This is a genomic window from Blautia sp. HCP3S3_D9, assembly GCF_052063845.1.
Taxonomy (GTDB): domain Bacteria; phylum Bacillota; class Clostridia; order Lachnospirales; family Lachnospiraceae; genus Blautia_A.
On the sequence record NZ_JBQHWS010000030.1, the window covers coordinates 1 to 26,103 of the forward strand.

The 26,103-nt window shown below is 41.0% G+C and carries 24 protein-coding genes, 1 other RNA gene and 1 pseudogene; 3 read left to right on the plus strand and 23 right to left on the minus strand.

Annotated features, from left to right (window positions below):
• Window positions 1–142 precede the first annotated feature (142 nt).
• The 10 genes from ACTNES_RS07940 to ACTNES_RS07985 all read right to left on the minus strand — a co-directional run bounded on the left by ACTNES_RS07940 (window position 143) and on the right by ACTNES_RS07985 (window position 7,042).
• A complete protein-coding gene (locus tag ACTNES_RS07940; RefSeq protein WP_441039075.1) occupies window positions 143–823 on the minus strand; it encodes a response regulator transcription factor in 681 nt (226 codons plus the stop codon).
• 201 nt (window positions 824–1,024) lie between these two features.
• The gene (locus ACTNES_RS07945; protein WP_291804985.1) at window positions 1,025–1,348 is read right to left on the minus strand and encodes a peptidoglycan-binding domain-containing protein; all 324 of its coding nucleotides are present in this window, start codon (window positions 1,346–1,348) and stop codon (window positions 1,025–1,027) included.
• Window positions 1,342–1,539: a hypothetical protein gene (locus ACTNES_RS07950; RefSeq protein WP_291814555.1), complete on the minus strand. Its 198-nt coding sequence runs from the start codon at window positions 1,537–1,539 to the stop codon at window positions 1,342–1,344. Before ACTNES_RS07950 ends, ACTNES_RS07945 begins: the two co-directional genes overlap by 7 nt.
• A 50-nt stretch (window positions 1,540–1,589) precedes the next feature.
• Window positions 1,590–1,883 (minus strand): phage holin family protein, encoded by a 294-nt coding sequence (locus ACTNES_RS07955; RefSeq protein ID WP_291804980.1) that lies wholly within the window; start codon window positions 1,881–1,883, stop codon window positions 1,590–1,592.
• A 232-nt stretch (window positions 1,884–2,115) separates the two neighbouring features.
• Window positions 2,116–2,464: a transfer-messenger RNA gene (gene ssrA / locus ACTNES_RS07960) on the minus strand.
• A 263-nt stretch (window positions 2,465–2,727) separates the two neighbouring features.
• Window positions 2,728–3,735 (minus strand): aldo/keto reductase, encoded by a 1,008-nt coding sequence (locus ACTNES_RS07965; RefSeq protein ID WP_320813737.1) that lies wholly within the window; start codon window positions 3,733–3,735, stop codon window positions 2,728–2,730.
• 101 nt (window positions 3,736–3,836) lie between these two features.
• Window positions 3,837–4,394: an elongation factor P gene (efp, locus tag ACTNES_RS07970; RefSeq protein WP_441039076.1), complete on the minus strand. Its 558-nt coding sequence runs from the start codon at window positions 4,392–4,394 to the stop codon at window positions 3,837–3,839.
• Between the two features lie 143 nt (window positions 4,395–4,537).
• Window positions 4,538–5,062 (minus strand): shikimate kinase, encoded by a 525-nt coding sequence (locus ACTNES_RS07975; RefSeq protein ID WP_216459017.1) that lies wholly within the window; start codon window positions 5,060–5,062, stop codon window positions 4,538–4,540.
• The gene (locus ACTNES_RS07980; protein ID WP_216459018.1) at window positions 5,059–5,562 is read right to left on the minus strand and encodes a YqeG family HAD IIIA-type phosphatase; all 504 of its coding nucleotides are present in this window, start codon (window positions 5,560–5,562) and stop codon (window positions 5,059–5,061) included. The genes ACTNES_RS07975 and ACTNES_RS07980 overlap by 4 nt, the downstream gene beginning before the upstream one ends.
• 118 nt (window positions 5,563–5,680) lie before the next feature.
• Window positions 5,681–7,042, minus strand: a complete 1,362-nt coding sequence (locus ACTNES_RS07985) for a citrate/2-methylcitrate synthase (RefSeq protein ID WP_216459019.1) — start codon at window positions 7,040–7,042, stop codon at window positions 5,681–5,683.
• 400 nt (window positions 7,043–7,442) lie between these two features.
• On the opposite strand from ACTNES_RS07985, the gene gdhA reads away from it, so the two are divergent.
• The gene (gdhA, locus tag ACTNES_RS07990; RefSeq protein ID WP_216459020.1) at window positions 7,443–8,777 is read left to right on the plus strand and encodes an NADP-specific glutamate dehydrogenase; all 1,335 of its coding nucleotides are present in this window, start codon (window positions 7,443–7,445) and stop codon (window positions 8,775–8,777) included.
• Between the two features lie 297 nt (window positions 8,778–9,074).
• On the opposite strand, the gene nrdR is transcribed toward gdhA, so the two are convergent.
• Window positions 9,075–9,524 carry a transcriptional regulator NrdR gene (gene nrdR / locus ACTNES_RS07995; protein ID WP_216459021.1) on the minus strand — a complete coding sequence of 150 codons (450 nt, stop codon included), beginning with the start codon at window positions 9,522–9,524 and terminating at the stop codon, window positions 9,075–9,077.
• Window positions 9,525–9,737: 213 nt separating this feature from the next.
• Here nrdR and ACTNES_RS08000 point away from each other — a divergent pair, with 213 nt between their 5' ends.
• Entirely contained in the window at window positions 9,738–9,992 is a 255-nt protein-coding gene (locus ACTNES_RS08000; protein ID WP_216459022.1) for a YlmC/YmxH family sporulation protein, read from the plus strand.
• Between the two features lie 200 nt (window positions 9,993–10,192).
• On the plus strand, window positions 10,193–10,972 hold the full coding sequence (gene sigG, locus ACTNES_RS08005; RefSeq protein ID WP_291804965.1) for an RNA polymerase sporulation sigma factor SigG: 780 nt from the start codon (window positions 10,193–10,195) through the stop codon (window positions 10,970–10,972).
• Window positions 10,973–11,163: 191 nt separating this feature from the next.
• Here sigG and ACTNES_RS08010 read toward each other — a convergent pair whose 3' ends face one another.
• The 12 genes and pseudogenes from ACTNES_RS08010 to ACTNES_RS08065 all read right to left on the minus strand — a co-directional run bounded on the left by ACTNES_RS08010 (window position 11,164) and on the right by ACTNES_RS08065 (window position 25,765).
• Window positions 11,164–14,052, minus strand: a complete 2,889-nt coding sequence (locus ACTNES_RS08010) for a CDP-glycerol glycerophosphotransferase family protein (protein ID WP_441039077.1) — start codon at window positions 14,050–14,052, stop codon at window positions 11,164–11,166.
• 132 nt (window positions 14,053–14,184) lie between these two features.
• The gene (locus ACTNES_RS08015) at window positions 14,185–15,480 is read right to left on the minus strand and encodes a CDP-glycerol glycerophosphotransferase family protein (RefSeq protein WP_291804961.1); all 1,296 of its coding nucleotides are present in this window, start codon (window positions 15,478–15,480) and stop codon (window positions 14,185–14,187) included.
• A gap of 11 nt (window positions 15,481–15,491) precedes the next feature.
• Window positions 15,492–15,908 carry an adenylyltransferase/cytidyltransferase family protein gene (locus ACTNES_RS08020; RefSeq protein ID WP_216459026.1) on the minus strand — a complete coding sequence of 139 codons (417 nt, stop codon included), beginning with the start codon at window positions 15,906–15,908 and terminating at the stop codon, window positions 15,492–15,494.
• A 97-nt stretch (window positions 15,909–16,005) separates the two neighbouring features.
• Window positions 16,006–17,277 carry a CDP-glycerol glycerophosphotransferase family protein gene (locus ACTNES_RS08025; RefSeq protein WP_441039078.1) on the minus strand — a complete coding sequence of 424 codons (1,272 nt, stop codon included), beginning with the start codon at window positions 17,275–17,277 and terminating at the stop codon, window positions 16,006–16,008.
• 21 nt (window positions 17,278–17,298) lie between these two features.
• A complete protein-coding gene (locus ACTNES_RS08030) occupies window positions 17,299–18,291 on the minus strand; it encodes a Stealth CR1 domain-containing protein (protein WP_441039079.1) in 993 nt (330 codons plus the stop codon).
• Window positions 18,292–18,336: 45 nt separating this feature from the next.
• Window positions 18,337–19,443: a glycosyltransferase family 1 protein gene (locus ACTNES_RS08035; protein ID WP_441039080.1), complete on the minus strand. Its 1,107-nt coding sequence runs from the start codon at window positions 19,441–19,443 to the stop codon at window positions 18,337–18,339.
• Window positions 19,444–19,464: 21 nt separating this feature from the next.
• The gene (locus ACTNES_RS08040) at window positions 19,465–20,574 is read right to left on the minus strand and encodes an acyltransferase family protein (protein WP_291818032.1); all 1,110 of its coding nucleotides are present in this window, start codon (window positions 20,572–20,574) and stop codon (window positions 19,465–19,467) included.
• A gap of 23 nt (window positions 20,575–20,597) precedes the next feature.
• Window positions 20,598–21,338: an ABC transporter ATP-binding protein gene (locus ACTNES_RS08045; RefSeq protein ID WP_441039081.1), complete on the minus strand. Its 741-nt coding sequence runs from the start codon at window positions 21,336–21,338 to the stop codon at window positions 20,598–20,600.
• Between the two features lie 40 nt (window positions 21,339–21,378).
• Window positions 21,379–22,155, minus strand: a complete 777-nt coding sequence (locus ACTNES_RS08050) for an ABC transporter permease (RefSeq protein WP_216459032.1) — start codon at window positions 22,153–22,155, stop codon at window positions 21,379–21,381.
• Between the two features lie 353 nt (window positions 22,156–22,508).
• Window positions 22,509–23,348 (minus strand): TPM domain-containing protein, encoded by an 840-nt coding sequence (locus tag ACTNES_RS08055; protein ID WP_441039082.1) that lies wholly within the window; start codon window positions 23,346–23,348, stop codon window positions 22,509–22,511.
• 11 nt (window positions 23,349–23,359) lie between these two features.
• Window positions 23,360–24,448 carry a hypothetical protein gene (locus ACTNES_RS08060; RefSeq protein ID WP_291818035.1) on the minus strand — a complete coding sequence of 363 codons (1,089 nt, stop codon included), beginning with the start codon at window positions 24,446–24,448 and terminating at the stop codon, window positions 23,360–23,362.
• A gap of 27 nt (window positions 24,449–24,475) precedes the next feature.
• Window positions 24,476–25,765 (minus strand): annotated as a pseudogene (locus ACTNES_RS08065) (SPFH domain-containing protein).
• Window positions 25,766–26,103 lie beyond the last annotated feature (338 nt).

Sequence of the window (26,103 nt, forward strand, 5' to 3'; positions counted from 1 at the left end):
AAAAGTCCTATAAATAATACAGATATCTGATGTTTCAGAGAATGAAATTTCTTGGCTTTCACATGCTTCCTGTTTTTCTTTCCGGGCTGTTTTTGAGGTTCTTTTCCCTTTTGGTTTCTATTATCTGCATTTTTGCCCAGCATCATTCATCTACCTCAAATTTATATCCCATACCCCAGACTGTCTTAATATATTCTCCTTTGTCACCCATTTTGCTTCTGAGTTTCTTAACATGAGTATCAATAGTACGGGCATCTCCGAAGTAGTCATAATTCCATACAGAATTGAGGATCTTCTCTCTGGAAAGAGCAATCCCCTCATTTTCCAGGAAATATGTCAGAAGTTCAAATTCTTTGAAGCTTAATTCCATAGGCTTGCCATCTACAGCAGCAAGATGTGCTGCTTTATCGATCACAATACCTCCTGCGGAAAGCACATCCTCAGGATTTGCCTGTCCTGTACGACGAAGGATTGCCTCTACTCTTGCCACAAGAATCTTCGGACTGAAGGGCTTAGAAATGTATTCGTCTACTCCAAGTTCAAATCCAAGAAGCTCATCTCTTTCATCGCTTCTTGCTGTCAGCATAATGATCGGCACTTTAGAATTCTTACGAATCTCGCGACACACTTCCCATCCATCCATCTTCGGCATCATAACATCCAAAATGATCAGTGCGATATCTTTTTCTTCATAAAAGATATCCATAGCTTCTTCACCGTTACTAGCTTCTAACACCTGAAAGTTCTTTTTTGTCAGGAAGTCCTTTACCAGTTTTCTCATACGACTCTCATCATCTACCACCAGGATTTTCAATGTATCCATCTTTATCCCCTCCGTTTTCTTTTATCTTTCTATTTCTGAAACAATCTCTGACTGTTTCTGCTTTCCAGTTACTGTTTAACTTCCTACATAACAAACAGCATCCTGTAATCTTCTATATCGGTACTATATCAAACATTTATGTAGGTTTTGTGAACATGGAGAAGAAATTTTCTCCTGGGCTGTCTTCCCCGGGAGATTCTCTCAGATGGCAATCAGATCTTTCCATGTGGCAGGTCCACAGATCCCATCTGCTTTCAAAATTTCTTTTCTGGATCCCTGATAAGTCTTTAGCGCATATATAGTGTTTTCATCTGCTTTCCAGGTAAGTTTAAGTATTTTTCTATTTTTACCTTTGAATCCTCTGGCTCTTAAAATTTCCTGTAATAAAAGTACAGAAGCACTTTTGTCTCCCACTTTGACTGTCTTCGATTTAAATGTATAGTTTTCTGTTGGTATATCTGAAACTTCTGTGGCTTTTGGACCGGATGTTACAGCAATAGCTACATGATGATCATCATTCAGCAAAATATCTCCCGCTTTTTCTCCGCCATATCAGCAATCAGAGATGCTATTTCCTTATTCTCGAATCTTAATACGCACAGCCACGGACGACTGTACCAGTTCATAATCCGATACTCCGTACCTGTCTGATCACCTGCTTTGCCCCCTGCGTACCGCCCATTCTCATCATGACCACAATTTGAAATCTTTACCATTAGGTTTTCCTCCTTCATAGAGAAAAAAGAATGATCGCTCATTACCTGAATCATTCTTCCTTATTGGTCTGCTTAATGATCTGATTTACATAGATAGAAAGACCGGCTACCAGAATTCCTTGTACAATAGCTGTAAAGATTGCCATTACAATATCCTGCGGTGTATTGAATACGCTTGTCGCAAATACATACATTGCACAGATTACGATACCGATTCCACCCAGAATAAGCGGAATATATTTATCTTTTACTGCCTGCGCCTGTTTCAGCGCCATACCCGAAAAATACAGAGCAATGGCAACTACAATAAGTTCTGGTTTTACATAATTTGCAATCTGTTCCATGATCATTCTCCCTTTTTCTATGTCACCTTCTATTCTATGATCTGAACCTCTGATCTGTTACTCCCAGGTAATGTCCCAGATCGCATCCTTCAACTATATTGATACTTTTATGTATAAAAAAAGTTTATCCGTAAAGTATCACTTTTGCGGATAAACTCTTCACTGTACCTTGATTACTCCTTGCTTACCTTTGAAAAATCAAAAGATAAACCCCTGTAAAATCAAGGAATTTTTATGGACCTGGCGGGAATTGAACCCGCGTCCGAAAGCCTATTCATTGAGGCATCTCCCATCACAGTCGCTGTTTTAACATTCCCTCAATGATACGCCCACCGACAGGCTTATCATCTCAGTAGCTTCATGATACATCTACCGGGGCAAAGCTTACCCGGCAAGGTTTCTCACATGGTCGACGCCAGACCCCTGAAGTGTGAGTGCATCAGGGCTGACGAGCAGCAATTAGGCTGCTAACGCGTACTGTTCGTCTGCGTTTATATTTAGGTTCCCGGTTGGTACGCAGTCCAGGAGTCTGCGGATGGCTTCCCCAACTTCAAAGCCCCCGTCGAAACCAGTACAAGCCCGAACTGTGACTTCGTTACATTGTTCTGCTGTCGAACAATACTGGTAATTAGACGAAAGCGTGTTTCTCAACATTGGCATATCACTTATATACTATATGCCGACTGTTTATTATTATATTGGTAAAATCAAAAGCTGTCAAGATAATTTTTATTGCTATTTTTCCATCCTATTTTTCCATTATCCCTGTCATATAAAGTAAAAGTGATCAGAGAACAGTCTATCCCTCTGATCACTTTTTTATGTACAAAACAAAAAATATTCTTTATTCTCCAAACTGCTCTGCACATTCCTTCATCATCTTACGGATTGGCAGATGATATGGGCATCTGGTTTCACATGCGCCGCATTCTATACATGCGGAAGCTTTTACTGCCAGTGAACCGTAACGGTCTTTTGCCCAGTCTCCGAGATCGTAACGGTTAAGATATCCTGCAAACAGGAATACATTCGGAATGCTGATCCCTACACTGCATGGTGCACAGTAATTACATCTGCGGCAGAAATTTGTACCAAGCTGGTCTCTGACTGCCTGAATCTCTTCCAGTTCCTTCTCGTTTAACGGAGAAGGGTCAAGACAGGCTTTGATATTCTCTTCCATCTCTTTCTCTTCCGCCATTCCCGGAATTACAATGGTCACATTTTTGTTCGCACAAATGTAACGCATTGCGAGTGTTCCATTCTCGATCGCACCACCTGCAAGAGGTTTCATATCAATAAACCCGATGTTCTTTTCTGTACATTTCGCGATTAGTTCTTCTCCCTGACTCTCCACAATATTATACGGGAACATGATCGTCTCTACCCAGTCCAGTTCCAGTGCACGGGCAAATACTTTTGTAGAATGAGCAGTCAGCCCGATATGTCCGATCTTTCCTGCTGTTTTTGCTTCCTGTAACGCTTCCAGTGCTCCGCCTGCTGCCAGTACCTGATCAAGCTGCTCCATACTTGGATTATGTACCTGATACAGATCAATATGGTCTGTACGAAGATTATTAAGACTCTTCTCAATATCTGCTGCCATAGCCTCTTTTGTACGTGCCATAGATTTTGTGGCAAGTATAAACTTATCTCTGATCCCCTCTAATGCATAGCCTAGGTATTCTTCACTGACTGTATATCCTCTGGCTGTATCGATATAATTTACCCCCTGATCTGCCAGTTTATGCAGCAAAGTCTTAGTTCCTTCTGCATCAATTCTCTGGATCGGAATCCCGCCGAGTCCCATTCTAGATACTTTAAGACCTGTTTTTCCAAGTGTTACATATTCCATTCATTCTCTCCTCCTGATCTTGTATTTATAAAACAATTCTCCATAAACTCAAAAACTGCCACCGGCTTTCACCGATGGCAGTATGATTACTTACCTGAATATTATACTCGAGAAAGATATTCTCCAGTTCTTGTATCAATTTTCAGTTTGTCACCCTGGTTAACGAACAGCGGAACCTGAACCTGAGCACCTGTCTCTACAGTAGCCGGTTTAGTAGCACCCTGTGCTGTGTTTCCAGCGAATCCTAGCTCTGTCTCAGTAACTTCAAGTTCTACGAACAGAGGCGGCTCGATAGCGAATACGTTTCCGTTATGGGAACAGATCTTAACCATTTCATTCTCTTTAACGAATTTAAGAGAATCGCCAACCTGATCCTTTGTAAGACCAACCTGATCATATGTCTCTACGTTCATGAAATAGTACAGATCACCATCATCATACAGATACTGCATATCAGTACGCTCAATACGTGCTGCCGGGAATTTCTCTGTTGGACGGAAAGATTTCTCAAGAACTGCTCCTGTAATGATGTTTTTGTATTTTGTTCTTACGAAAGCAGCACCCTTTCCTGGTTTTACGTGCTGGAATTCAACGATCTGACATACGTTTCCGTCAATTTCAAGTGTGATACCGTTTTTGAAATCACCTGCTGAAATCATAGTTATATTTCCTCCTTAATAGTACAAGTTCAGCGATGCTGTTTCTCACAGCAACAGCCGGTTCAAAGTGTGTGTCTTTCTTATTCTTCTCTTCGATTTCGTGACACACTCTTATCTGATTTTATAATATTCCGGCACTTTTTTCAACTATTTTTTACATATGTTTTTAATTTTTCTTCAAGCTGTGCGATCAGATCTTCAAAAGGCTTGTCTCCTGTGACCATCTCAACATCCGCAAACTTCGCATAAACAGGATCACGCTGCTTGAGAAGCTTCTTGATCTTGTCTTCTTTATCTTCACCTTCGATCAAAGGATTGCTGCTGGAATTCTCCAGTCTTTTCTTCAGCGTAGCGTAAGATCCTTTCAGATATACCACAGTTCCAAGCTTCTTGATATATTTGGCATTCTGCTCCTGCATCGGCAGGCCGGATCCAAGAGAAATGATCTTCTGCTCCGGATCATCGATCAGTGCCTTGATCACAGTTGTCTCAAGTGCCCTGTAAAAAGGCTCGCCAAATCTGTCAAAAATCTCTTTCATTGTAAGGTTCATCTTCTTTGATACTACACGGTCAACGTCTATGAAAGGAATATTAAAATCCTTCGCCAGTCGTTTTCCTACTCTTGTCTTTCCTGAACCCATAAATCCTATGATAACAATATGGTTCATGAATTCCCCTCCTCTTTACGGTAAAAATATAGTACAATTCTTTCAAGATATCTTTTCAGTACGATCTGAATCTCTTCTTTTGGATTGAGCGGCTTCACCAGAATATTCCGGATTCCTGCGCGTTTCGCCCCATATATATCAGTAAACAGCTGGTCTCCAACAAAAATCGTATTACTCCTGTCAGTTCCAAGCAGCTCCATCGCTCTGATATAATTCTTTGTTGAAGGCTTGTGTGCGTTCTCAATAAACTGCTCTCCTATCGCATCATTAAAAGAAGAAACCCTCTCATATTGATTGTTCGACAGGAAACAGCATTTAAACCCCAGTTCCTTCAAATGTGCAAACAATGCGCATGCTCTCTCATCTGCCGGTGCGCCGTGAGGTACCAGAGTGTTATCTATATCAAACAAAAGCCCTCTGTATCCCTGCGCATACAAACTGTCAAAGTCGATCATATAAGTAGAATCCAGATATTCATCCGGAAAAAAACAATTAAACATCCGTAGTCATTTCCTTTATTTGTATTTCCGTTATTCTTTTAAAAATAATCCGTGTAACTGTTCAGTACCTTCACAGTTACGAATCCATTCTTTTACAGTACAGCCGCAATCCCTAAGATCAGCGTTCACTGAGCGGAACATATACTGCCGGTTCCAGAACGTTCTTGTATGCCGGACGGATAATCTTATCTGCATTGATAAGCTCTTCCATTCTGTGAGCACTCCATCCTACAATACGTGCAACTGCAAACATCGGTGTAAACAGTTCAAGCGGCAGATCCAACATACTGTAAACAAAGCCACTATAAAAGTCCACATTGGCACTTACACCTTTATAAATACGGCGTTCCTCTGCGATCACTTCTGGTGCCAGACGCTCTACCATAGAATAAAGGCCGTAGTCTTTCATTCTGCCCTTCTCTTCTGCCAGTTTCTCAACATATGCCTTAAAGACCTCGGCTCTCGGGTCAGATACAGAATAAATGGCATGTCCCATACCATAGATCAGACCTTTCTGGTCAAATGCTTCTTTATGCAGAAGTCTCTTAAGGTACGCACGAACCTCATCTTCGTCTGTCCAGTCCTTAACTTCCTTCTTCATATCATTGAACATCTTGACAACTTTGATATTGGCACCGCCATGCTTCGGTCCCTTTAATGAACCAAGCGCTGCAGCGATCGCAGAATAGGTATCTGTTCCTGATGAAGAGACTACATGAGTTGTAAAGGTTGAGTTATTACCACCGCCATGCTCCATATGAAGGATCAGCGCAATATCCAGAATCTTTGCTTCCAGATGTGTATATTTCTTATCCGGGCGGAGCATTCGCAGAATATTCTCTGCTGTAGTAAGTTCTTTCTTCGGATTATGGATATAGAGACTCTTACCTTTGATATAATGGTTATAAGCCTGATATCCATAAACAGAAAGCAATGGAAATACACTGATTAGATTCAGGCACTGTCTGAGTACATTCGGCAGTGATGTATCATCCGGATTCGTATCATAGGAATATAATGTAAGCACACTTCTTGAAAGCGCATTCATGATATCCTTACTCGGTGCCTTCATCACAACATCGCGGACAAAATTTGTCGGGAGTGACCGCTGATCTGCCAGAAGCTGTGTAAAATCTGCAAGCTGTTTCTTATCAGGAAGACTTCCGAACAGCAGCAGATAGGTAACTTCTTCAAATCCATATCTGTCATCTTCGATAAATCCTCTGGTCAGATCTTTGATATCATAACCTCTGTAGGAAAGACTTCCCGCGCATGGAACCTCTTTGCCATCCACGATCTTTGTAGCTTTGACATTGGAAACCTGCGTCAGACCTGCAAGGACACCCTTACCATTAATATCACGGAGTCCTCTTTTAACATCGTACTTTGCGTACAGAGAAAGATCCAGACTTGTGTGTTCCTTACAGATATCAGTCAGATTCTCAATTTCAGGTGTTACTTTTGTTTTAAATCCCGCCATGTGATTAAATCCCCTTTCTTTACAATTCTGTCGATATAAAATCCCCCTCTTCATCCTCGTATTACAATGCAGTTACATATATCTAATGAGCTCGATCGGATAGATTCACAATCCGCTTCGTTATCTGCTCATAAACCAATAACTGTTCCACAGCTATTTATTCAAATTATACCATTTTTTTCCTATTTGGTCTATATTTTATGTAATCTGTTTTTTCTTTCACAAGTTGTATGGATGATTCTTAACATTTTCTCATATTTAACTGTTTTTATCAAGTCAAAATTTGTTCAAAAAATTTTTACAAAAAAAATTTCATTTAACTCTTTCCATTTGTAACACTTTAGTGTATAATAACGTCGATTTAAAAAATACACAAACGATCGACGAGGAGGAAATCATTATGTCTTATACTGAAGAGGTATACGAAAGAGTCGTAGCACAGAATCCAAATGAGCCTGAATTCCACCAGGCAGTAAAGGAAGTTTTAGACTCCCTTAAAGTCGTAATCGACAAAAATGAAGAAGAATATCGTAAACTTTCTATTCTTGAGCGTCTTGTTGAGCCAGAAAGAATCATTTCTTTCCGTGTTCCGTGGGTAGACGACAAGGGCGTTGTACAGGTTAACAAAGGTTACCGTGTACAGTTCAACAGTGCAATCGGACCGTACAAGGGTGGTTTAAGATTCCATCCGTCAGTAAACCAGGGAATCCTTAAATTCTTAGGTTTCGAGCAGATCTTCAAGAACTCTCTTACAGGTCTTCCGATCGGCGGCGGTAAAGGTGGTTCCAACTTCGATCCTAAAGGAAAATCTGACAGAGAAGTAATGGCATTCTGCCAGAGCTTTATGACAGAGCTTTCCAAATATATCGGTGCTGACATGGACGTTCCTGCAGGTGATATCGGTGTAGGCGGACGTGAGATCGGTTACCTTTACGGACAGTACAAGAGAAATCGTGGTCTGTATGAAGGTGTTCTTACAGGTAAAGGACTTTCCTACGGCGGATCTTTAATCCGTACACAGGCTACAGGATACGGTCTTGTATATATGCTTGACGAAATGGTTAAAGCTAAAAATGATACAATCTCCGGTAAAACTCTCATCGTAACAGGTTCCGGTAACGTTGCTATCTATGCTGTAGAAAAAGCAACTGAACTTGGCGGTAAAGTTGTTGCTATGTGCGATTCCAACGGATATATCTATGATCCAGAAGGAATCAAACTTGACATCGTAAAAGATATCAAAGAAGTAAAACGTGGACGTATCAAAGAATATGCTGACCGTGTTGAAGGTGCTACTTACACAGAAGGAAAAGGCATCTGGAACATCAAATGCGATATCTATCTTCCATGTGCAACTCAGAACGAACTTGACCTTGACGCTGTTAAGACTCTTATTGCAAACGGATGCAAATATGTTGCAGAAGGTGCTAACATGCCTACTACCCGTGAAGCAACAGATTACCTTATGGCAAACGGCGTAACATTCATGCCTGGTAAAGCAGCTAACGCTGGTGGTGTTGCTACTTCCGCACTTGAAATGTGCCAGAACTCTGCAAGACTTTCCTGGACAGCAGAAGAAGTTGATACAAAACTTCACCAGATCATGGTTGACATCTTCAATAAAGTTGATGATGCTTCCAAACGTTATGGTATGGAGGGCAACTACGTTGTAGGTGCTAACATCGCAGGCTTCGAAAAAGTTGTAGATGCTATGAAGGCTCAGGGTATTGTTTAATAACTAATATAACGATTATCTGCTCTGATATCAGTTAAACTCCCCCATAAAAAATACAAATGAAAAACCGGCGGGAATGATAAGTTCCCGTCGGTTTTTCATTTATATATTACTGACTAGTCTTCTATTTTTCTCAAAAATCCTATCGCTACTCACTTCGTGTCAGTAATACACTTGGCGATGCAGGTTATATGAACCTCCTCGTGTAAAGCCCAAAAAGTATCGTTTGCTCTGCAACTTAATTTATTTATGCAATCAGCATAAATTCACGCCATATATCCCAAAATTTGTGCATATTCAGTTCATAAATTTCTTCAGTTCATCCATAAATGTGCTGACATCCTTAAATTCTCTGTACACTGACGCAAAACGCACATACGCTACTGCATCCAGATCCTTGAGATGCTCCATGACAATCTCACCAATTCTGGTACTGGAAATCTCTTTCTCTTCTGTATTAAAGATTTCACCTTCTATAGCATCCATCATCTCTTCTATCTTCTCTATCGGTATTGGTCTCTTGTAACATGCTCTCAGAATTCCTGACTGTATTTTCGAACGGTCATACTGCTCTCTGTTCTGATCTTTCTTAATCACATTAAGCGGTATGCTCTCTACTTTCTCATATGTAGTAAATCTTCTGCCACAGGCATCACATAAACGGCGACGGCGGATAGAATTTGTATCCTCAACCGGTCTGGAATCAACTACTCTCGTATTATCCTGATTACAAAATGGACATTTCATAGGACGTCCCCCCTTTTTAAGTCATATCATATTTTCGGTGCAATTATTATAGAATGTCAGAGTCAAAATGCGCTTTTTCCCTGATATCATTACATATTTTTATTATACTGTATTTCCAATTGCTGTGTCAATAAAAGGACTTGCATAAATTTTCGCAAAAATACATAAATTGTTAAAAAGATTCCAGACAGACCAGTTTTTAAGGGAGTATCCATGAGAATCTGTGAATTAAGACAAAAAGAAGTGATCAATACCTGCACCTGCCGTAGTCTCGGGTGTCCCATTGATGCAGAATTTGACTGCAAAACCAGCAGAATGACTGCCCTGATCGTACCAGGTCCCGGAAAATTCTGCTGTCTTTTCGGCCGCGACAGTGAATACCGCATCCCCTGGGACTGCATCTGCCAGATTGGTGATGACATTATTCTTGTAGAGATTGATGAAGAAAAATGTTTTCATAAAGGATAACGCTAACAGTCTCTATGCAAGATTGCTCTCCATTTTGTCAAGGGTCAATAATTTTTATATTTTCCAGATATAAGTATAAATATTCCTCCATATGAGAATCATTCTTACTGAAAACACGTTACTGTTTACTTTGTTCTCAGTAACGGAACATCTCAACTTTATTATTTCACGTTCAAGGATGATAAGGAGGATTCAAGAAGATGGCACTGAATAAAGTAGAAATCTGTGGAGTCAATACGTCGAAACTTCCTGTTCTCAATGCAGAAGAAAAAGATGAACTGTTCCGTCGGATCAAAGAAGGCGACGAACAGGCACGGGAATTGTACATCAAGGGAAATCTCAGACTGGTTCTCAGCGTAATACGCAGATTTCAGAACAGCAGTGAAAATGCAGATGATCTCTTTCAGATCGGATGTATCGGCCTGATCAAGGCCATCGACAATTTCGACACTACCCTGCAGGTAAAGTTCTCGACTTATGCAGTTCCCATGATCATAGGAGAGATACGGCGCTATCTCAGGGATAACAACAGTATCCGTGTCAGCCGTTCGCTTCGGGATATTGCATATAAAGCTATTTACACCAGAGAAAATTATATGAAACAGCATCTCAAAGAACCTACAGTTGCAGAAATCGCTCAGGAGATCGGCATAGAAAAAGAAATGATCGTCTATGCCATGGACGCGATCCAGAATCCTGTAAGTCTCTTTGAACCAGTTTACACAGAAGGCGGAGATACTCTGTATGTTATGGATCAGATTAGCGATAAGAAGAATAAAGAGGACCGATGGATTGAGAATTTATCTCTCAGAGAAGCTATGCAGCGTCTGAACAAAAGAGAAAAACACATCATAGAACTTCGTTTTTATGAAGGCAAAACACAGATGGAAGTAGCCCAGGAGATTGGAATCTCTCAGGCCCAGGTCAGCCGCCTGGAAAAAAATGCACTGAAATCCATGCGCAACTACCTGCGGCCCTAAATTCGTAAGCCACTATCTGTCCTACACTGAACGATTATCCGTATCCCTTGGAATACCATAATTCAGAATTTCATTTGAAATTTCACACGAAAAAAGCAGCCTGGCACATTTAATCACCAGACTGCCTTACATATCTTTCTATTTTTCACTGTCTTCGAGAGTTTCCTGCAGACAACAGAACTGTAAGTGCTCTATTTATTCAGAACTTCCTGCCAGTTATCCATATTGAATATCTGCTTCACATCCAGCGCTCCTGACATTACAGGGAAGAATTTCTTCATATCTGTAAATACTACCGCATAATCAAACTTAGACATTCCAAGTATTCTGCGAAGCTCACGTTTATAGAAATCTTTAAGCGCCTCAGAAGGTTCTGTTTTCTTTGACTTCATGAATTTATTGTGACGCACATATTCTTCATCTGTAGCAGGATAAGAACGCTTCCAGTAAAGAACTCTGACCTCTTTCGGCAGTTCATCCAGTTTCTCGGAAGACTCTTCTTCCTTTGCACCATTTCCGATCAGTGTGATATCAAAATGTTCGAAATCCACCTTTTTCAGAAATTCATAGAATGTGTCTGTTTCCTGTGTTTCATTGAAATCCCCTGCATATACCAGAAGTTTCACTTTATCTGTCTGATTCAGAAATACCGGATTCGTCGGTTCTTTTCCATCGATCAGAACTTCTGCGATACGTTTACATACATTGCCATCATCTTTCAGACCAATCTGAGCCTTAACATTCTCATATTTCTCTTTATAAGAATCAGCCACACCCTGAATATCTTTCAGAAGTTCGCCCAGTTTCTCAGGTGAGGATACTGCCGGTCCCGGAAGATTATCAAATCCAAAATACAGACCTCTGTAGTCCTCAAAATTCTCCATATCCGGAACATAGAAAAAGATTGGTCTTCCTGTGAGCATGAAATCATAAAAAATACTGGAATAATCAGAAACCAGCACATCTGTCACTGACAGAAGCTCACTTGTATCCATAGTAGCCGGGATAAATTTCGCTTTCGCAGTTCCTAACTCTATCTGATTCTCTTTCATATAGTGATATACGATCTGATGGAGTTTAACAAGCACCTGATACTCATTTGTATCTACACTGCTCTCCATAACCTGGAGCAGTTTATACACATCCTGAAGATCTGTATCCGGAGTGCTGTACTGCTCTCCTCTCCAGGTTGGAGCATAGAGAATAACCTTCTTATCCGCAGTTACTTCTACTCCGCAATCCTGCAGTCTCTGGATCACTTCTGCCCTGTCGCTGTTAAAGAGTTTGTCATTGCGTGGAAAACCTTCTTCCAGTACAGTTCCCTCATACAGATTCTGCATCTTATAAGACTTCTTATATGCGGTCTCTGTCATATAAGGACCAGAAGATACGATATAGTCTGCACTGAACAGATTTCTGGCTGTATTTCCCTGGGAAATGTTTGCCCCCGGAATATCAAATCCCATATTCTTTAACGGAGTTCCATGCCAGGTATCGATCAGTACCTGTCCTTCTCTCTTAAGAAAATAACTCGGAAAACTTACATTATTTACCAGATACTTTACAGTTGCAATGGCTTTGCAGTATTCTTTTGTCTTATATTTTACAAATCTCACATTCGGATATTTCTCATATTTCTCAATCTGCGCTCTGTTGTCGTCGAAATCATCAAGTACCCAGATATGTGTATAATCCTGATATTCTTCTTTCTCAAGCAGATACTGGAACAATGCAAAAGGATTGTCAATCATTCCTCGTCCACCAAATGCCTCATAAAGAATGGTGTTATCTCTTAACTGATATTCCTTGACAAACTCCGCATAAGCGGTACGCAGCGGGTATTTCTCGCGGCATTCCAGAATCTGTTCTTCATTCTTCATATAGAAAGTCTGGATTCCCATAACGCGATTAAAAAGATTGTTCCACTCTTTGACTGCCTTTTCAATAGCGAAATCTTCAGATTTCCAGATCGCATTTCTGGACATCTCTCTGCGGAGTTCTTCGTCATGCGCAAGCTTCAGCATGGCTTCTGTAAATTTCTTTGTATCAAATGCTTCCGGCAGATATCCTGTCTTTCCATCATCAATGATCAAGTCCATGGCACCTGTGTGGAATGCAATGACCGGAAGTCCGAATTCAAAAGCTTCCATGATAACCATCGGCCATCCTTCCCATCTGGACGGAAGAAGGAAAATGGAAGAACTCAGATAATATTTTTCCGGTTCATTTGTATAACCTACAAAGTTCACTCTGTCTGCAATCCCACGTCTCTTGGCATCTGCCACAATCTGATTCCAGAGATCGCCGGCTCCGATAATATCTAACTGCCATTCATCATCCTGCTTGCAGAATTCCTCAAAAGACTCCATCATCAGGTCAAGACCTTTGGCATATACAAATCGGGTAGCCATAAGAAAATGCTTGGATTTCGGGTCACATTTACGCTCACTGACAAAGCTTCGTGGATTGATCTTAACTTCTGTATCAATATCAAGGAATTTCTTATAATCCCTCTGGTCATATTCACTGAGGACAATATATCTGTCCAGCTTTGGCAGATACTCCTGAAGCAGGCATTCCTGTTTCCAGAATACAACATTCGGCACATCCAGATATCCGGCATAGCAGTTATGTTGCCATCCAATCGTCTTTGCATTCAGTTCCGGTGCAAGCATACCCAGACGCAGACTCAATGCAGCAGTTGTGATAATAATATCATAATTTTGCTCATTTAAATATTCGACCCATTTCTCTCTTGTCTTCTTTGGAAAGATCGCATCTGCCAGAATATCATTGTATTTCTCTTTATTAAAGATTCCATACTTTGCATTCAGCTTTCTCACCAGATAGCGCAGGCAGAAAGCCGGTGTATGATGGCGATTTACAAATTCACTATTATCAATGAAATCCACTTTGATGTCTTCACTCATATGGTACATGTTACGATCTTCTTTAAATCGGTCCTGATATACCATGATCGTTACATCATGTTCTTTTACAAGTTCATTTGCAAGAAGTGTGACAACTCGCTTAGTTCCTCCAAGATCAAATATCTTGGTACACCAAATACATATTTTCATTTATCTTTCTTCTCCTGTTATGACTTTACTGTGCTACAGATATTCGCAGACTGCCCCGCTGCACAAAAACAGCTCCTGGCAGTTTTACTTTTTTCATTCTGTATGAATACGTGTCGTCGGCATACTGCAGCATTACATCGTAATATTAAAGTAATCAAGTACTCGCTGGCAGTAATTATCGCACACATTATGTGTTTTCGCTCTTACAGCCGCACGCTGTTCTACATATTTATCATTACCGTTCTTAATATCCAGAATAAAGTTCTCAAAATCCTGCATATTATACATATGCTCACCTGGCATATATTCCAGCGGATCATCAAATACCCATCCTCTGGATTCTGTATAAGCTTCATAGTCATCCAGTGTGAATCCCAGCGGTCTGTCCAGAAGCAGATAATCAATAGCAACAGAAGAATAGTCAGAAACCAGTGCGTCTGAGCAATTGATAAACTCATAAAGCTGCAGTCCATTATCCGCAAGGTCTTTATTCTCCAGATAAACAATGTTTGTAAGAACATTGTCCCCGAAATCATACGGGATCTGAAGATAATGTTTCTTGATCACGATCAGAATATGATTTTCCTTACAGAAATTATTCAGCTCCAGAAGCTTATCCGCATCGTCAATAATCGGGATATTAAATTCATTATTTAATGTCTCCTCATTGAGACGTTCACTGGATGCATGTCTGTACGTCGGCATCCAGAGGATCAATTTGTCACTGTTTGTCTCTTTGAGAAGTTTTGCCTTATATTCATTTGCGCGTTCACTGCCTCTGATCATCATATCATAACGCGGATATCCAAAGGGCAGTAACTTCTTGGAAGTACATCCAAAGAATTCCATTTTTGTCTTAATGAAAATATCGCCCGGTACCAGACAGTAGTCAAAGAATACCTTTCGTCCGTTCTTGTTTGCCTTATATCCGCATCCATGCCACAAGTCAACAAAGAGCTGATTTCTTCTGGACATTCCGATCCAGTTGAATGCCTGGGTATAGAAAATATATCTGGATGTCAGGGCATATTTGTATGCTTCTGCTCTTCGGATCGTAGAACCCTTCTTGAAGTTTCTTACAAATTTTACATTCTCTACTGCATATTCTTTGTACTTCTCAGGTTCATGAACAAGCCATACAATCTCATATTTCTTATTGTATCCATTCTCGATCAGATAATCGAATAATGCACGTCCATTATCTGTAAAATCATCGTTGGTTTCAAACAGCATCCTGTTCTCTACCAGCGCAGGAGGGAATTTCTTCATCCGTCTGATGGTACGACCATCGTAAATTCCGTATGTGATCGTTGCCCATAACTCAGAAAGCATTGCCTTTCTGCCCTTCTGAGCCTGAACTTTCTTAATTTTTTTTGCCGCGTTCTTGATCTTCTTTACTTTCTTCTTAACTCTCTTTTTGATTCCCATATGCACACCCCTTAAAACTCTTTTAATTTCTCACGAAGCATGGTTGATGATGTATCTTTTGTGTAAGGAAGAAATACCAGCTTTGCTCCCAGCTGTTCCATCTCTTTGCCGGTTTTTTCCCAACGCTCATTTCCCTTCCAGTCATCTCCAATATAGATTTCATCGAAACGTACTTTCTCCCACACCTCTTTCTTATCCAGAGTTGTAGTAACGATCACTTCATCCACATATTTGATCGCGCGGACAATCTCCACTCTCTCATTTAACGGAACGATTGGTCTCTTATGCTTATATGATTCCACCAGATCATCAGCATTTACGCCAACGATCAGATAATCGCAGTGACGTTTTGCATTTTTGATAAGATTCAGATGGCCAATATGAAACATATCAAAAGTTCCCTGTGTATATCCAATTACTTTTTCCATAGTACTCTCCATTTCTCATATTTTTATTTCAGTCAGGCAGATAAAACCATTCGATTTACCGCCACTCATAATCACTTTTATATTTAGACCCAGTATCTCATAATTTCAGATATTCTGCCAGTGCTTCTGCATAATTCTCTTTTACAGGCATCTGCTGCATGATCGGAAGCAGGCGTGCTCTCTCCTGCCGGTACAGATCCTCTCCTGAAGCTATATGCTCTGCAAAAGTTTCCAGTCCTTTCAGATCATAAACTTTCTCACCTGGCATATACTCCTCCGGTTTCTCAAAAACAAATCCTCTGGTTTCTTTATACTGCTGCATATCTGTCAGCACGAAAGCCAGTGGCCGGTTCAGAAGCATATAATCCACTGCAACTGAAGAATAGTCCGAGATCAAGCCATCACTGGCACTGATCAGTTCATACAACTGTATTCCTTTTTTATCCAGTAGTTTCTGATCTACATAACGGATATTCCGGAAATCCTCTTCCTGGATATTCCAGTCCGTCTGAACCGGATGTTTCTTGATGATAAGCAGGATATCCAACCTGCCAAGAGTTCTGTCCAGCTGCTTTAGTTCCTCTTCGTTTCTAAGTCCAGGCAACGGGAAAGGCAACTGAATCCTGCTCTCCGCACTGTCCAGAACTTCACTGTTTCGGAATGTGGGCATCCAGATGATCATCTTATCAGCCGTCATTCCCAGCAGCTTCCGGATTATTTCCTGACTGCTCATAGATGGTCTCAGCATCCAGTCATATCTGGGATATCCAAGAGGAAGTACTTTCTCCTTCGGACATTTCCAGTAACGGGATTTCGTTTCCACAAATGCCTTTCCGGGTACAAGTGCATAGTCAAAATGCATCATACTTGCTCCTGTACTCTCATGTTTCTCTCTCGGCACATCTTTATACCCACATCCATGCCACAGATTTACAGTCACTTGTCCGGGACAGTGATGCAGATTCAGATAAGCCGAATTATTCGTATAAAAGAAAAATCCGGAAACAGCCCCGTAATAATATGCCAGTGGACTTGTCCAGCCATTTTTACTCTCTGCTGTTACAAATTTTACATTCTTATATTTATAATTCCGGAATTTTCTTTTATCCGAAACCATCCAGATGATCCGGTAATCTTTATACTTCTCATTCTGGATCAGATATTCATAGAAAGCTCTGGCATTATCTGTCATATCCTGCATGGTCCTGTTCTTAAACACAATATAATTCCTGTGAAGTTTTCCATGTTTTACCACATAAGGTCCCACCAGTTTTAATGCAGCCTTTGACATAGCACGGCAGAAATAGTACCGGAATGTATTCCAGAAGCCTTTTTTCTTAAATTGTTCCTGAATGAAATCCAGTCTCATTCTTTCCTCCTGATATACAGACTATAATTCAAAAGATGATTTCTCTGGCAGAATGCTCTCAAATGACTCGATGATCCGCCTTTTTTGTTCCTCAAAATCACCTACATCTGCGGTATCATTAATGCAGATCATCTTACACTGCTGTCCCCTGATTGTAGAATGAATCTGTTCATCATGCAGGCCAATAGTGTAAAATCTGCCAATTCCAGGAGACTGAGGAACAAATTTTCCTTCCATATACTGCCAGTATTTCATCACATACTGGTTCACATCAAACGAAGTGCGGAACCGGTTTCTGCAGACTTCATCCAGAACTTCTCCCTCTTCCTTCCACAGCTGTTCATAAGTGCTCTTAAGGAACGCACTTGGAAGATGTGTATACTTAAAGCTGGAAAAATCTCTGTATGGGAGCATCAGAAGATTTCTGAGTGCCATCTTTCCATAGGCAGGACTAAACCACTTCTTCCATTGCTTCTTTATAACCTGACTCTTGGAATAATGCATATTCACCAGCGCTGCATCGTTCATCAGCATTGCAGCAAACGGATTTCGGATGTCATCCTGTACCAGAGCTGTCTCTATACAGCAGTCTCTCGGAAGTCCGTTCTTAAAGAAATCCTCTTCCGCAACAGCATTCAGCAGAAACATATCATCATTAAAATATACAAACTGATCTGAAAGCTCCGGGATCCTGTGAAAATTCAGTTCAATGGAATTGATATTAAAAGTAGGCAGATACTCCGGATCCATATAATCTGAATGACGGATCAGTTTCAGCTTTGGATGTGCAGCATTCAGCCATGATGGCACATGTCCGCAGGTCACAAAATATATCCGGTTCACCCACGGCGCAAATTTCTCCACACCTCGAAACCAGTATTGAAGATTATCCCAGTCGCGGTATCTCGCAGCCGAGTCATCTGCTCCTTTTGCAGGATTATATTTACGGCGCTCTTCCTGCCATTCTCTGTCTGCCCCGTCTACCCAGGTCAGTACAAAATCTATCTTGCTCATTTTACAACTCCTGTTTGTTTTCACCTTTTCTATCCATTTTAAAATTTATCTGTTTCCAAGATAAAGTTTTCTGAGACGTTCTGCTTCTGTCGTAATATCAAAATGTGCCTCCTGCATCCTGTCATGAATCACATTCTGGGATTTTCTCTCCTGGCGGCTCATCTCCATGAGTGTATCAGCCCATATCTTATCTTCTATCTGAAGAGACAGACGCCTTACATTCTCTGAAAAAACAACCGCTTCCTCAGATACCGCATCTGACATCACACATGGCAGTCCATTTGCCTGTGCCTCGATCAGTGCAAAAGGAACCCCTTCAAAAAGCGACGGAAACAGAAAGACATCCATTGCGGACAGATATTTTGGTACATTCTCCTGCTTTCCTGCAAAAAATATCTGATCTTCCAGACCTGCCTTCTGAACTTTCTCTCTGATCTGCCCATACAGACCTTCCTTCGGTCCGATCAGACACAAAACAACATTCTTATCTTTTGCAGAAAGGCAGTTCATAATATCTACCATGCGGTCATGATTCTTGGGAATATCAAATCTTCCCACATGGCCGATCACTGTTTTACCTTCCCAGCTCATTTCTTTTCTAAGTTCCGTTCTCTTTTCTGATGAAAAACTAAACCGCTCTGTATATATCGCATTATTGATCAGAACAACCTCACCGTTCTGATATGCTTTGTCTCCAAACAGCCATCTGCCTGCCATCTCACCGCAGGCCACTCTGTCCGTAGCATATCTGGCGATCTTTGGTCTGTTCCACTGATCCATTGTTTTACGGATAAATCCGGGGCAGGATGAGCTGTGACTGTGTGCGATCACTTTCGGAACTCCCATCTTATGAGCCATACGAAGCGGGACAATATTTGCCGCTGAGAGCATATTTACATGAACCACATCGTACTTTGTCTCTTTTAGTATTCTCTTTAATTCTCTTACATAACCGCGGTAATTTTTCTTTACATTCGGAATATAATAAATTCTTCCGCCCAGTCTCCGGATTTCTTCTTCATATGCAATTTTATCATACATGCATACAAAATCAAACTGTACATCCTTATGGACCAGAACTCTGTAGTAATTCATTACAAATGCTTCCAGACCTCCGGCCACATTTCCCATTCCAATCTGAAGTATCTTCATCCTGCGCTCCCTCACCTGTTTCTATCCGTTCTGCACAGCAGTATGTGATTTTAATTTGTTTTGTGCAAGTTGTATCAGCTTATCATATCCTGTAATTTTCCTGAGAAAATCAAGACAGTAACTGATTCCAAGTGAAATGATCATAACTCCGATCGGAATCAGCCAGAACTTATGAAGGGCAAATACATATTGACCTCCCCAGTCTCTTACAAATGTATGTACCAGCCAGATATTCATAGAATGTCTGCCCAGATATCTGAGAAATGCAGACAACGGAACAATCCTGAACAGATATTCAACGCAGAATATGATCACAAGGAATGGAACCACTGCATATTGAAATTCCCAGAAAGTCTTCATATCTATCTTATGATAAAAGAAAAAGCCACTGCACATCAAAGCTGTCACACCCAGAAATTTCACTGTTTTTTGCAGTTTCGTCTGTCCCCATTCATGGAATTTCTGAAAGAAATTATGTCTGCAGCACACCATGCCGATCACAAAGATCATCAGGAATGAATATGGTCTTGAACCTCCGGGAAATTTCATCTTAATCATTCGCGGAAACAGAAAAATACTGGCAATACAGAATACACTTCCGAACCTGCCGATCACTGCTTCCAGAAAAGGAAGCAAAATAATAAAGGCAAAGGCAGCACTCATATACCACCAGGCTCCATTCAGACTATCTGTCTTCATAAGCTTCGAAATACCCAGAATATCTACCACTACAGCAAACGCATTTTTCCCAAATGCCTCTCTCCATGCAGCAAAATCCTTAAATTTCATCAAATAATAAATCAGATAGGAAATAACTGCCGTAAACCAGAAACCGGACATTGTAGAAAGAACATGTCCGGCAATCCATTGTGAGACTACCTGTGGATCTCTTTTCTTTGCTTTGGATGAATACCCGTACATCAATCCATAGCCAGATACAAATGCAAAGATCGCCACACAGATCTTACAGCATTCTGCCACAGTAACGATCTGTTCTGAAGTCAGACCACATAAATCCACATTATATTTTTCAATCCTATCTGCCATACGATAGCAGTGATGAAAAATCAGCAGCAAAACCGCAAACCCTTTTAATGCTGCTGAATCCTCTTTTTTTAACCCATTTGGCATAATCCCCTCCGGACAGCTTTTACTTAATTTGTCATTTTCTCATACTGTTCAGAAATCGTATCAATGTCTCCGTATGCGATCAGTTTTCCTTTCTCAAGGATCATCGCCTTATTGCAAATTCTCTGCACCTGTGCAAGAGAATGGGAGACAAACAGTACCGTCACTCCTGAATCAAACATGCTGAGTACTTTCTTCTCGCTCTTTTTACGGAATTTCGCATCTCCGACAGATAATACCTCATCAAGGATCAGGATTTTCGGAGAAACTACAGTTGCGATAGAAAAACCAAGTCTGGATTTCATACCGGAAGAATAGTTCTTGATCGGTACATCGATAAAATCCTTCAATTCAGAAAATTTTACGATCTCATCGTATTTCTCATCAATAAACTCCTTGGTATATCCAAGCATTGCTCCATAAAGATAAATATTCTCTTTTCCTGTATACTGAGGGTCAAAGCCCGCTCCAAGTTCCAGAAGAGGAACCATTTTTCCGTGTTTGGTAACTGTTCCTTCTGTCGGTTTGAACACACCCGCGATCACTTTCAGAAGGGTACTCTTTCCTGCACCATTGAGACCAAGGATTCCTACCCTGTCTCCTTTTTCCACTGTAAAGCTTACGTTCTGTAATGCCCAGTATTCATTATATTTAATCTCTTTTTTGATAGACTTGATAATGTAATCTTTCAGGCTGTCTACCTTCTCTTTGCTGAGGTTAAACTTCATGCTGACATTGTCAACAATAATAGCCGGTTGTTTGCTCATCTTTTCTCCTTATATTTAATCTCTTTATTGTTTCTGATATTTAAATGTAAAGAATAAAGTCATCCTGTTTCTTCTTAAAGCAGAATAATCCAATTGCCATCATCAGAACAGAAAAGCCCAGTGCATATTCAAAATAATGAATATTCATCACTTCACCAAATACAGAGCATCTGAAAATATCAATTACACAGTACAATGGATTATATTTCAGGATCCACGCCCATCCACTCTTTAAAAGCTTTGTCGGATAATAGAAGATCGCGCATGTATACATGATCAGCATCAGCGCTACTGACCAGAGATATTCCATGTCTCTGAAAAATACGCCGATGGTTGCCAGGATCATTCCAAATCCATATGACATGATCAGGATCAGGATCAATGCCACTGGTGCCTGGATCAGATAAATCGTAGGTTTTACTCCAAGTATTACACTTACAACTGCCAGCACGATCAGTGAGATCAGAAAGATCACATAGTTAAAAAGCACGCTGGACAATGGGTACAAATATTTCGGCACATAGACTTTCTTGATCATTGCCGAGTTCTGTCTGATGGACTTCAGTGCAGCCTTTGTGGACTGTGAAAAAAAGCTGTACAGAAGTCGTCCGGTCAGGATATATACAGGGAAAGTGCGGTCCGTATTTCCATACAGGGTACCGAATACAATGGTAAGCACGATCATTGTAAGCAGTGGTTCCAGCATGGACCATACAATTCCCAGATAAGAACGTCTGTATTTCAGCTTAATTCCTTTTTTTACCAGTTCCGACAGAAGAAACCGGTATTGCATAAAATTATCAACGTATTTTTTCATGTCCTCTCCATCGTTTCTATTTTATTTTCGTTTTGTAGTTTTTTATTATCGTCTGCAAGATAAACGATAACAATTTAAGGCCCGATAATACAAAACAAACCACCTTGTACTGTAGCATATTCTTTCCAGTCTTGCAACTGATATCCTGATATTTTGCACGAATTCCCTTCCTAAAATCACGATATGAATTATAGAACTATGTCAGATTTGTGCTAATTACACAAATTACACGAAAGAATCCTGCAAACAGGATTCTCCACCTGTAGCGGATCGCTTCAGCGAAATAACAAAAATCCCGGATTTTCATTCTTCTCTCAAAGCTGCAAAACCCAGGATTTCGTTATTATATATTATTAGAATGAGCCGCTGGAACCTCCATGTGTCTCACCGGAAGAACTTGTATGTGTACTGCTTCCGCCGCCGGAATTGTCATTCTTCGACTTCGCTGTACGTGTAACATGATGATACAGGAACATATCACGGCTCCTGTTAATATGAAGACTTCCCGCTTTCATATAATCTGCTGCATCCGGCTTCATATGAACTGTCTTCATTCCGCTTCTCATCACCAAAGATACGATCAGCGCAATGACAAAGCCGATCACAAGCGCGATAAGAAACGAAATATAAAAGGGTATTTCTTCCTCCGGCAGATTTCCGGTATCATAAGGTTCCCCACTCTGCGCCTGAACAATAAATTTCTCACACAGATCTGCAAACTGCGTAAAACCTTCGTAATAATCTCCATCAGAAAAATACGATACAATATTATCTGTGATATATTCCTGTCCCGCGTCAGTAAAAATGCTGATAGCCTCTCCATGAGTGGATATCGCCCATTTACGTTCAGACATGGTCAACATAAAAAGAATACCGCTCTTATCATTTCCCATTCCGTAATCATTGTAATCAAAGAAATCGTCTGCATAGGCTGTCGGATCCATACCGTCTATGCTCTCTTCTATATCAACTACAACATCACAGTCATAATTTTCACTGATCTGATCCAGCTTTACTTCCAGTTCTTCTTTCTGATCCGCGTCCAGCAGATCAGCAAAATCCGCCAGCCTCTGTGTATTTGCTTCTTCTGACGCATAAACATTCTCCGAAAAAACTCCGACCGAAAATCCTGTAGTCCCTGATACAGCAAGGACAGAAGCCAGAAATACAGGTATGATCTTTCTCTTTAACATCCTTCGTCCTCCTAAAAAATCAGCATTCCAACAAGATAAGCAAGAGCTGTAAAGCCTATCGTCATCCCTAACAGCCATTTTCGATAGATCTTCTCGTCTACCGGAAGATCACCGGTCATCTTTCCGGTCTGTCCGTTCATGGCAAATATGTACTTCTCACCTTTCCAGGTTGTATTCAGGATCCATACCGGATACAACGCATACTGGGATTTGCCTCCGTACATACGCACATTTGTATTCTCCGGCTCTACAGTTGCATATCCTTTCACTGTATCTGCCAGTACATCCTCTGCACTCTGTCTCATGCGGACATGTGCTCTCTCCACACTCTTCTCTGCACTGACATCATACTTATCTGCCAGGTATCCAGAGAGATAGGCTGTCTGGAAATCTACTGCTTCTGCCATATTAAACGGCTCGATAGACTCCATAAGATCATCTGGCATTTTCTCTGAACCATCTACCGGTACAGCAGCAAATGACATATCACCGCTTCTTTCTACGGAATAATAGCTGGTTTCTGTATAGTCATAGTCACTGTCGCTCCACATCCTCACCTTTGTCGCTTTATAACGCACATTTGCATCAACATCTGCATCAAAAAGCCAGAACGGAACATATACTCCCTTGATCTCATCTATGTGATTTTCCTTACGGAATGCTTTCGGCAGAAGCCGTCTTCCTTTAATATGTTTATAGTAGGCCTCTTTTGCTGCTTTTTTGTCCAGTTTAAACGGAATTACCAGATCCGGTCTGAGGTCTCCCTTGAATTTCTCTGTCATAATTACAGGATTTCCACAATATGGACAATTAGATGCACCTGTTGTCTCATCTGCAATGATCTCACCACCGCAGGACTGACAAGTATAAACGCTCATTCCATCTGTTTCGCCTTCCTGCCATTCTCCACCTGCATCTGTCTGCCAGCCTGACAGATCATCTTCCTGCATGGCTTCCCGCTTCATCTGCTCATCAAGCTCTTTCAAAGTTTCTACTTCGAATTCTGTATCACAGTACGGGCATTTCATTTTCTGTGATTTACTGTCGAATTCTATTGCGCCACCACAGGCAGGGCATTTGTATTCTTTTAAATCAGACATAGGTTCTCCCCCTTGTACTGTATTCTCTTACTGTCTTGGTTTTCCACATTCTGCGCAGAACTTTCCGGTATTTTCTGTGACGCAGCTGAAGATCCATTTGGCAGCAGGTCTAGGCCTTCCACACTCTGAACAGAACTATCCGGTGTTTACTGTACCACAGCTGCATGTCCACTCCGCTGGCTGTGGTTTCGGTTTTCCACATTCTGAACAGAACTTTCCGGTATTCTCTGCACCGCATTCGCATTTCCATGTGCCTGCACCGGATGCCGGCTGCATTTTCGCAGCCGCCTGTGCCTGTGCTGCCTGCTGCTGTGCTCCCATCTGATAAAGATTCTGCATATTGACTCCGCCGGCCTGATTTGCCATGCCCATTCCCATGAAACCCTTCATAGCACCTGCCGTGTTAGATGCTGCTGCTTTCATCGCGTCTGCCTGTGCCCCTGCAAGAGTAGCTGCTGCCATGGTCGGATCACGCAGAATCGCATTCTTCTGCGCATCTTTAATCATCTGTGCATCTTCTTCTGGAAGTGTTACAGGATTCATTGCAATGGAAACAACTGCAAGACCTCTGGTCTCTATCCACTTCTTTGTAAGTGCCTCATTCATGGCATCACATAATTCCTGTACATGACCCGGAATCGCACTTGGACGGATCTGGAGTTCTGAAATCTTTGCAAATGCAGGCTGAAGGGCACTGATAAACTCTGTCTTTAACTGTCCCTCGATCTCTTCTCTGTCATATTGCATCTCAACATTACCACATACATTGGTATAGAATAGAAGCGGGTCAACAATTTTATAAGAATACGCACCGTTACAGCGTACAGATACATCAATATCAAGACCGATATTCCTATCTACAACACGGAACGGAATTGGATTAGCTGTACCAAATTTATTATCCACCAGCTCTTTTGTATTGAAATAATAAACGCGTTGGTCTTTGCCTGTGTCACCGCCGTACTCAAAACGTTTCTTTACTGTCTCAAAGGTTCTGCGGATCCCATCTCCCAGACTTCCAGAGAAGATGGTCGGTTCTGTGGATGCGTCATAAGTAAACTGTCCAGGCTCTGCGCATACTTCTACCACTTTTCCCTGTTCTACAATGATCATGCACTGACCATCTGCAACTGCGATTCCTGAACCGCTTGTAATGATATTGTCACTGCCCTTCTTATTTGAGGAACGTCCGCTTACCCTCTTCTCACCTTTTACAACAAGGACATCTTTATCAATCGCATCACAGTAGAAAAACTCTTTCCACTGATCCGCCATTGTGCCGCTAAACGCGCCGGCTGCTGCTTTTATTAATCCCATAAATATATCTCCTTTCATAGCGCAAATTTTATCTTCTTTACATAATTATCCAGTTTTTTACTTGTCTGATTTAATCAAGCGAAAAAATTATCCGTTTCGCTACTTACTTGCTCATAACCGAATAACTGCTTATTTCTTTTTGCAATTGAATCAGGTGATTTACTTGATCCGGTTAAATTGTGCGAATTTTTTATGTATGAATTCATCATATCACACTTCCTCTCCTCTGTCATGCGCAAAAACTCCTCTTTTCTGTCATTTTGCAACATATCCCAAAAAGAATCCTAAAAAACTCCTGTTTGCAGAACCTGCGTCTGATTACTTCAGAGACAAAAAAG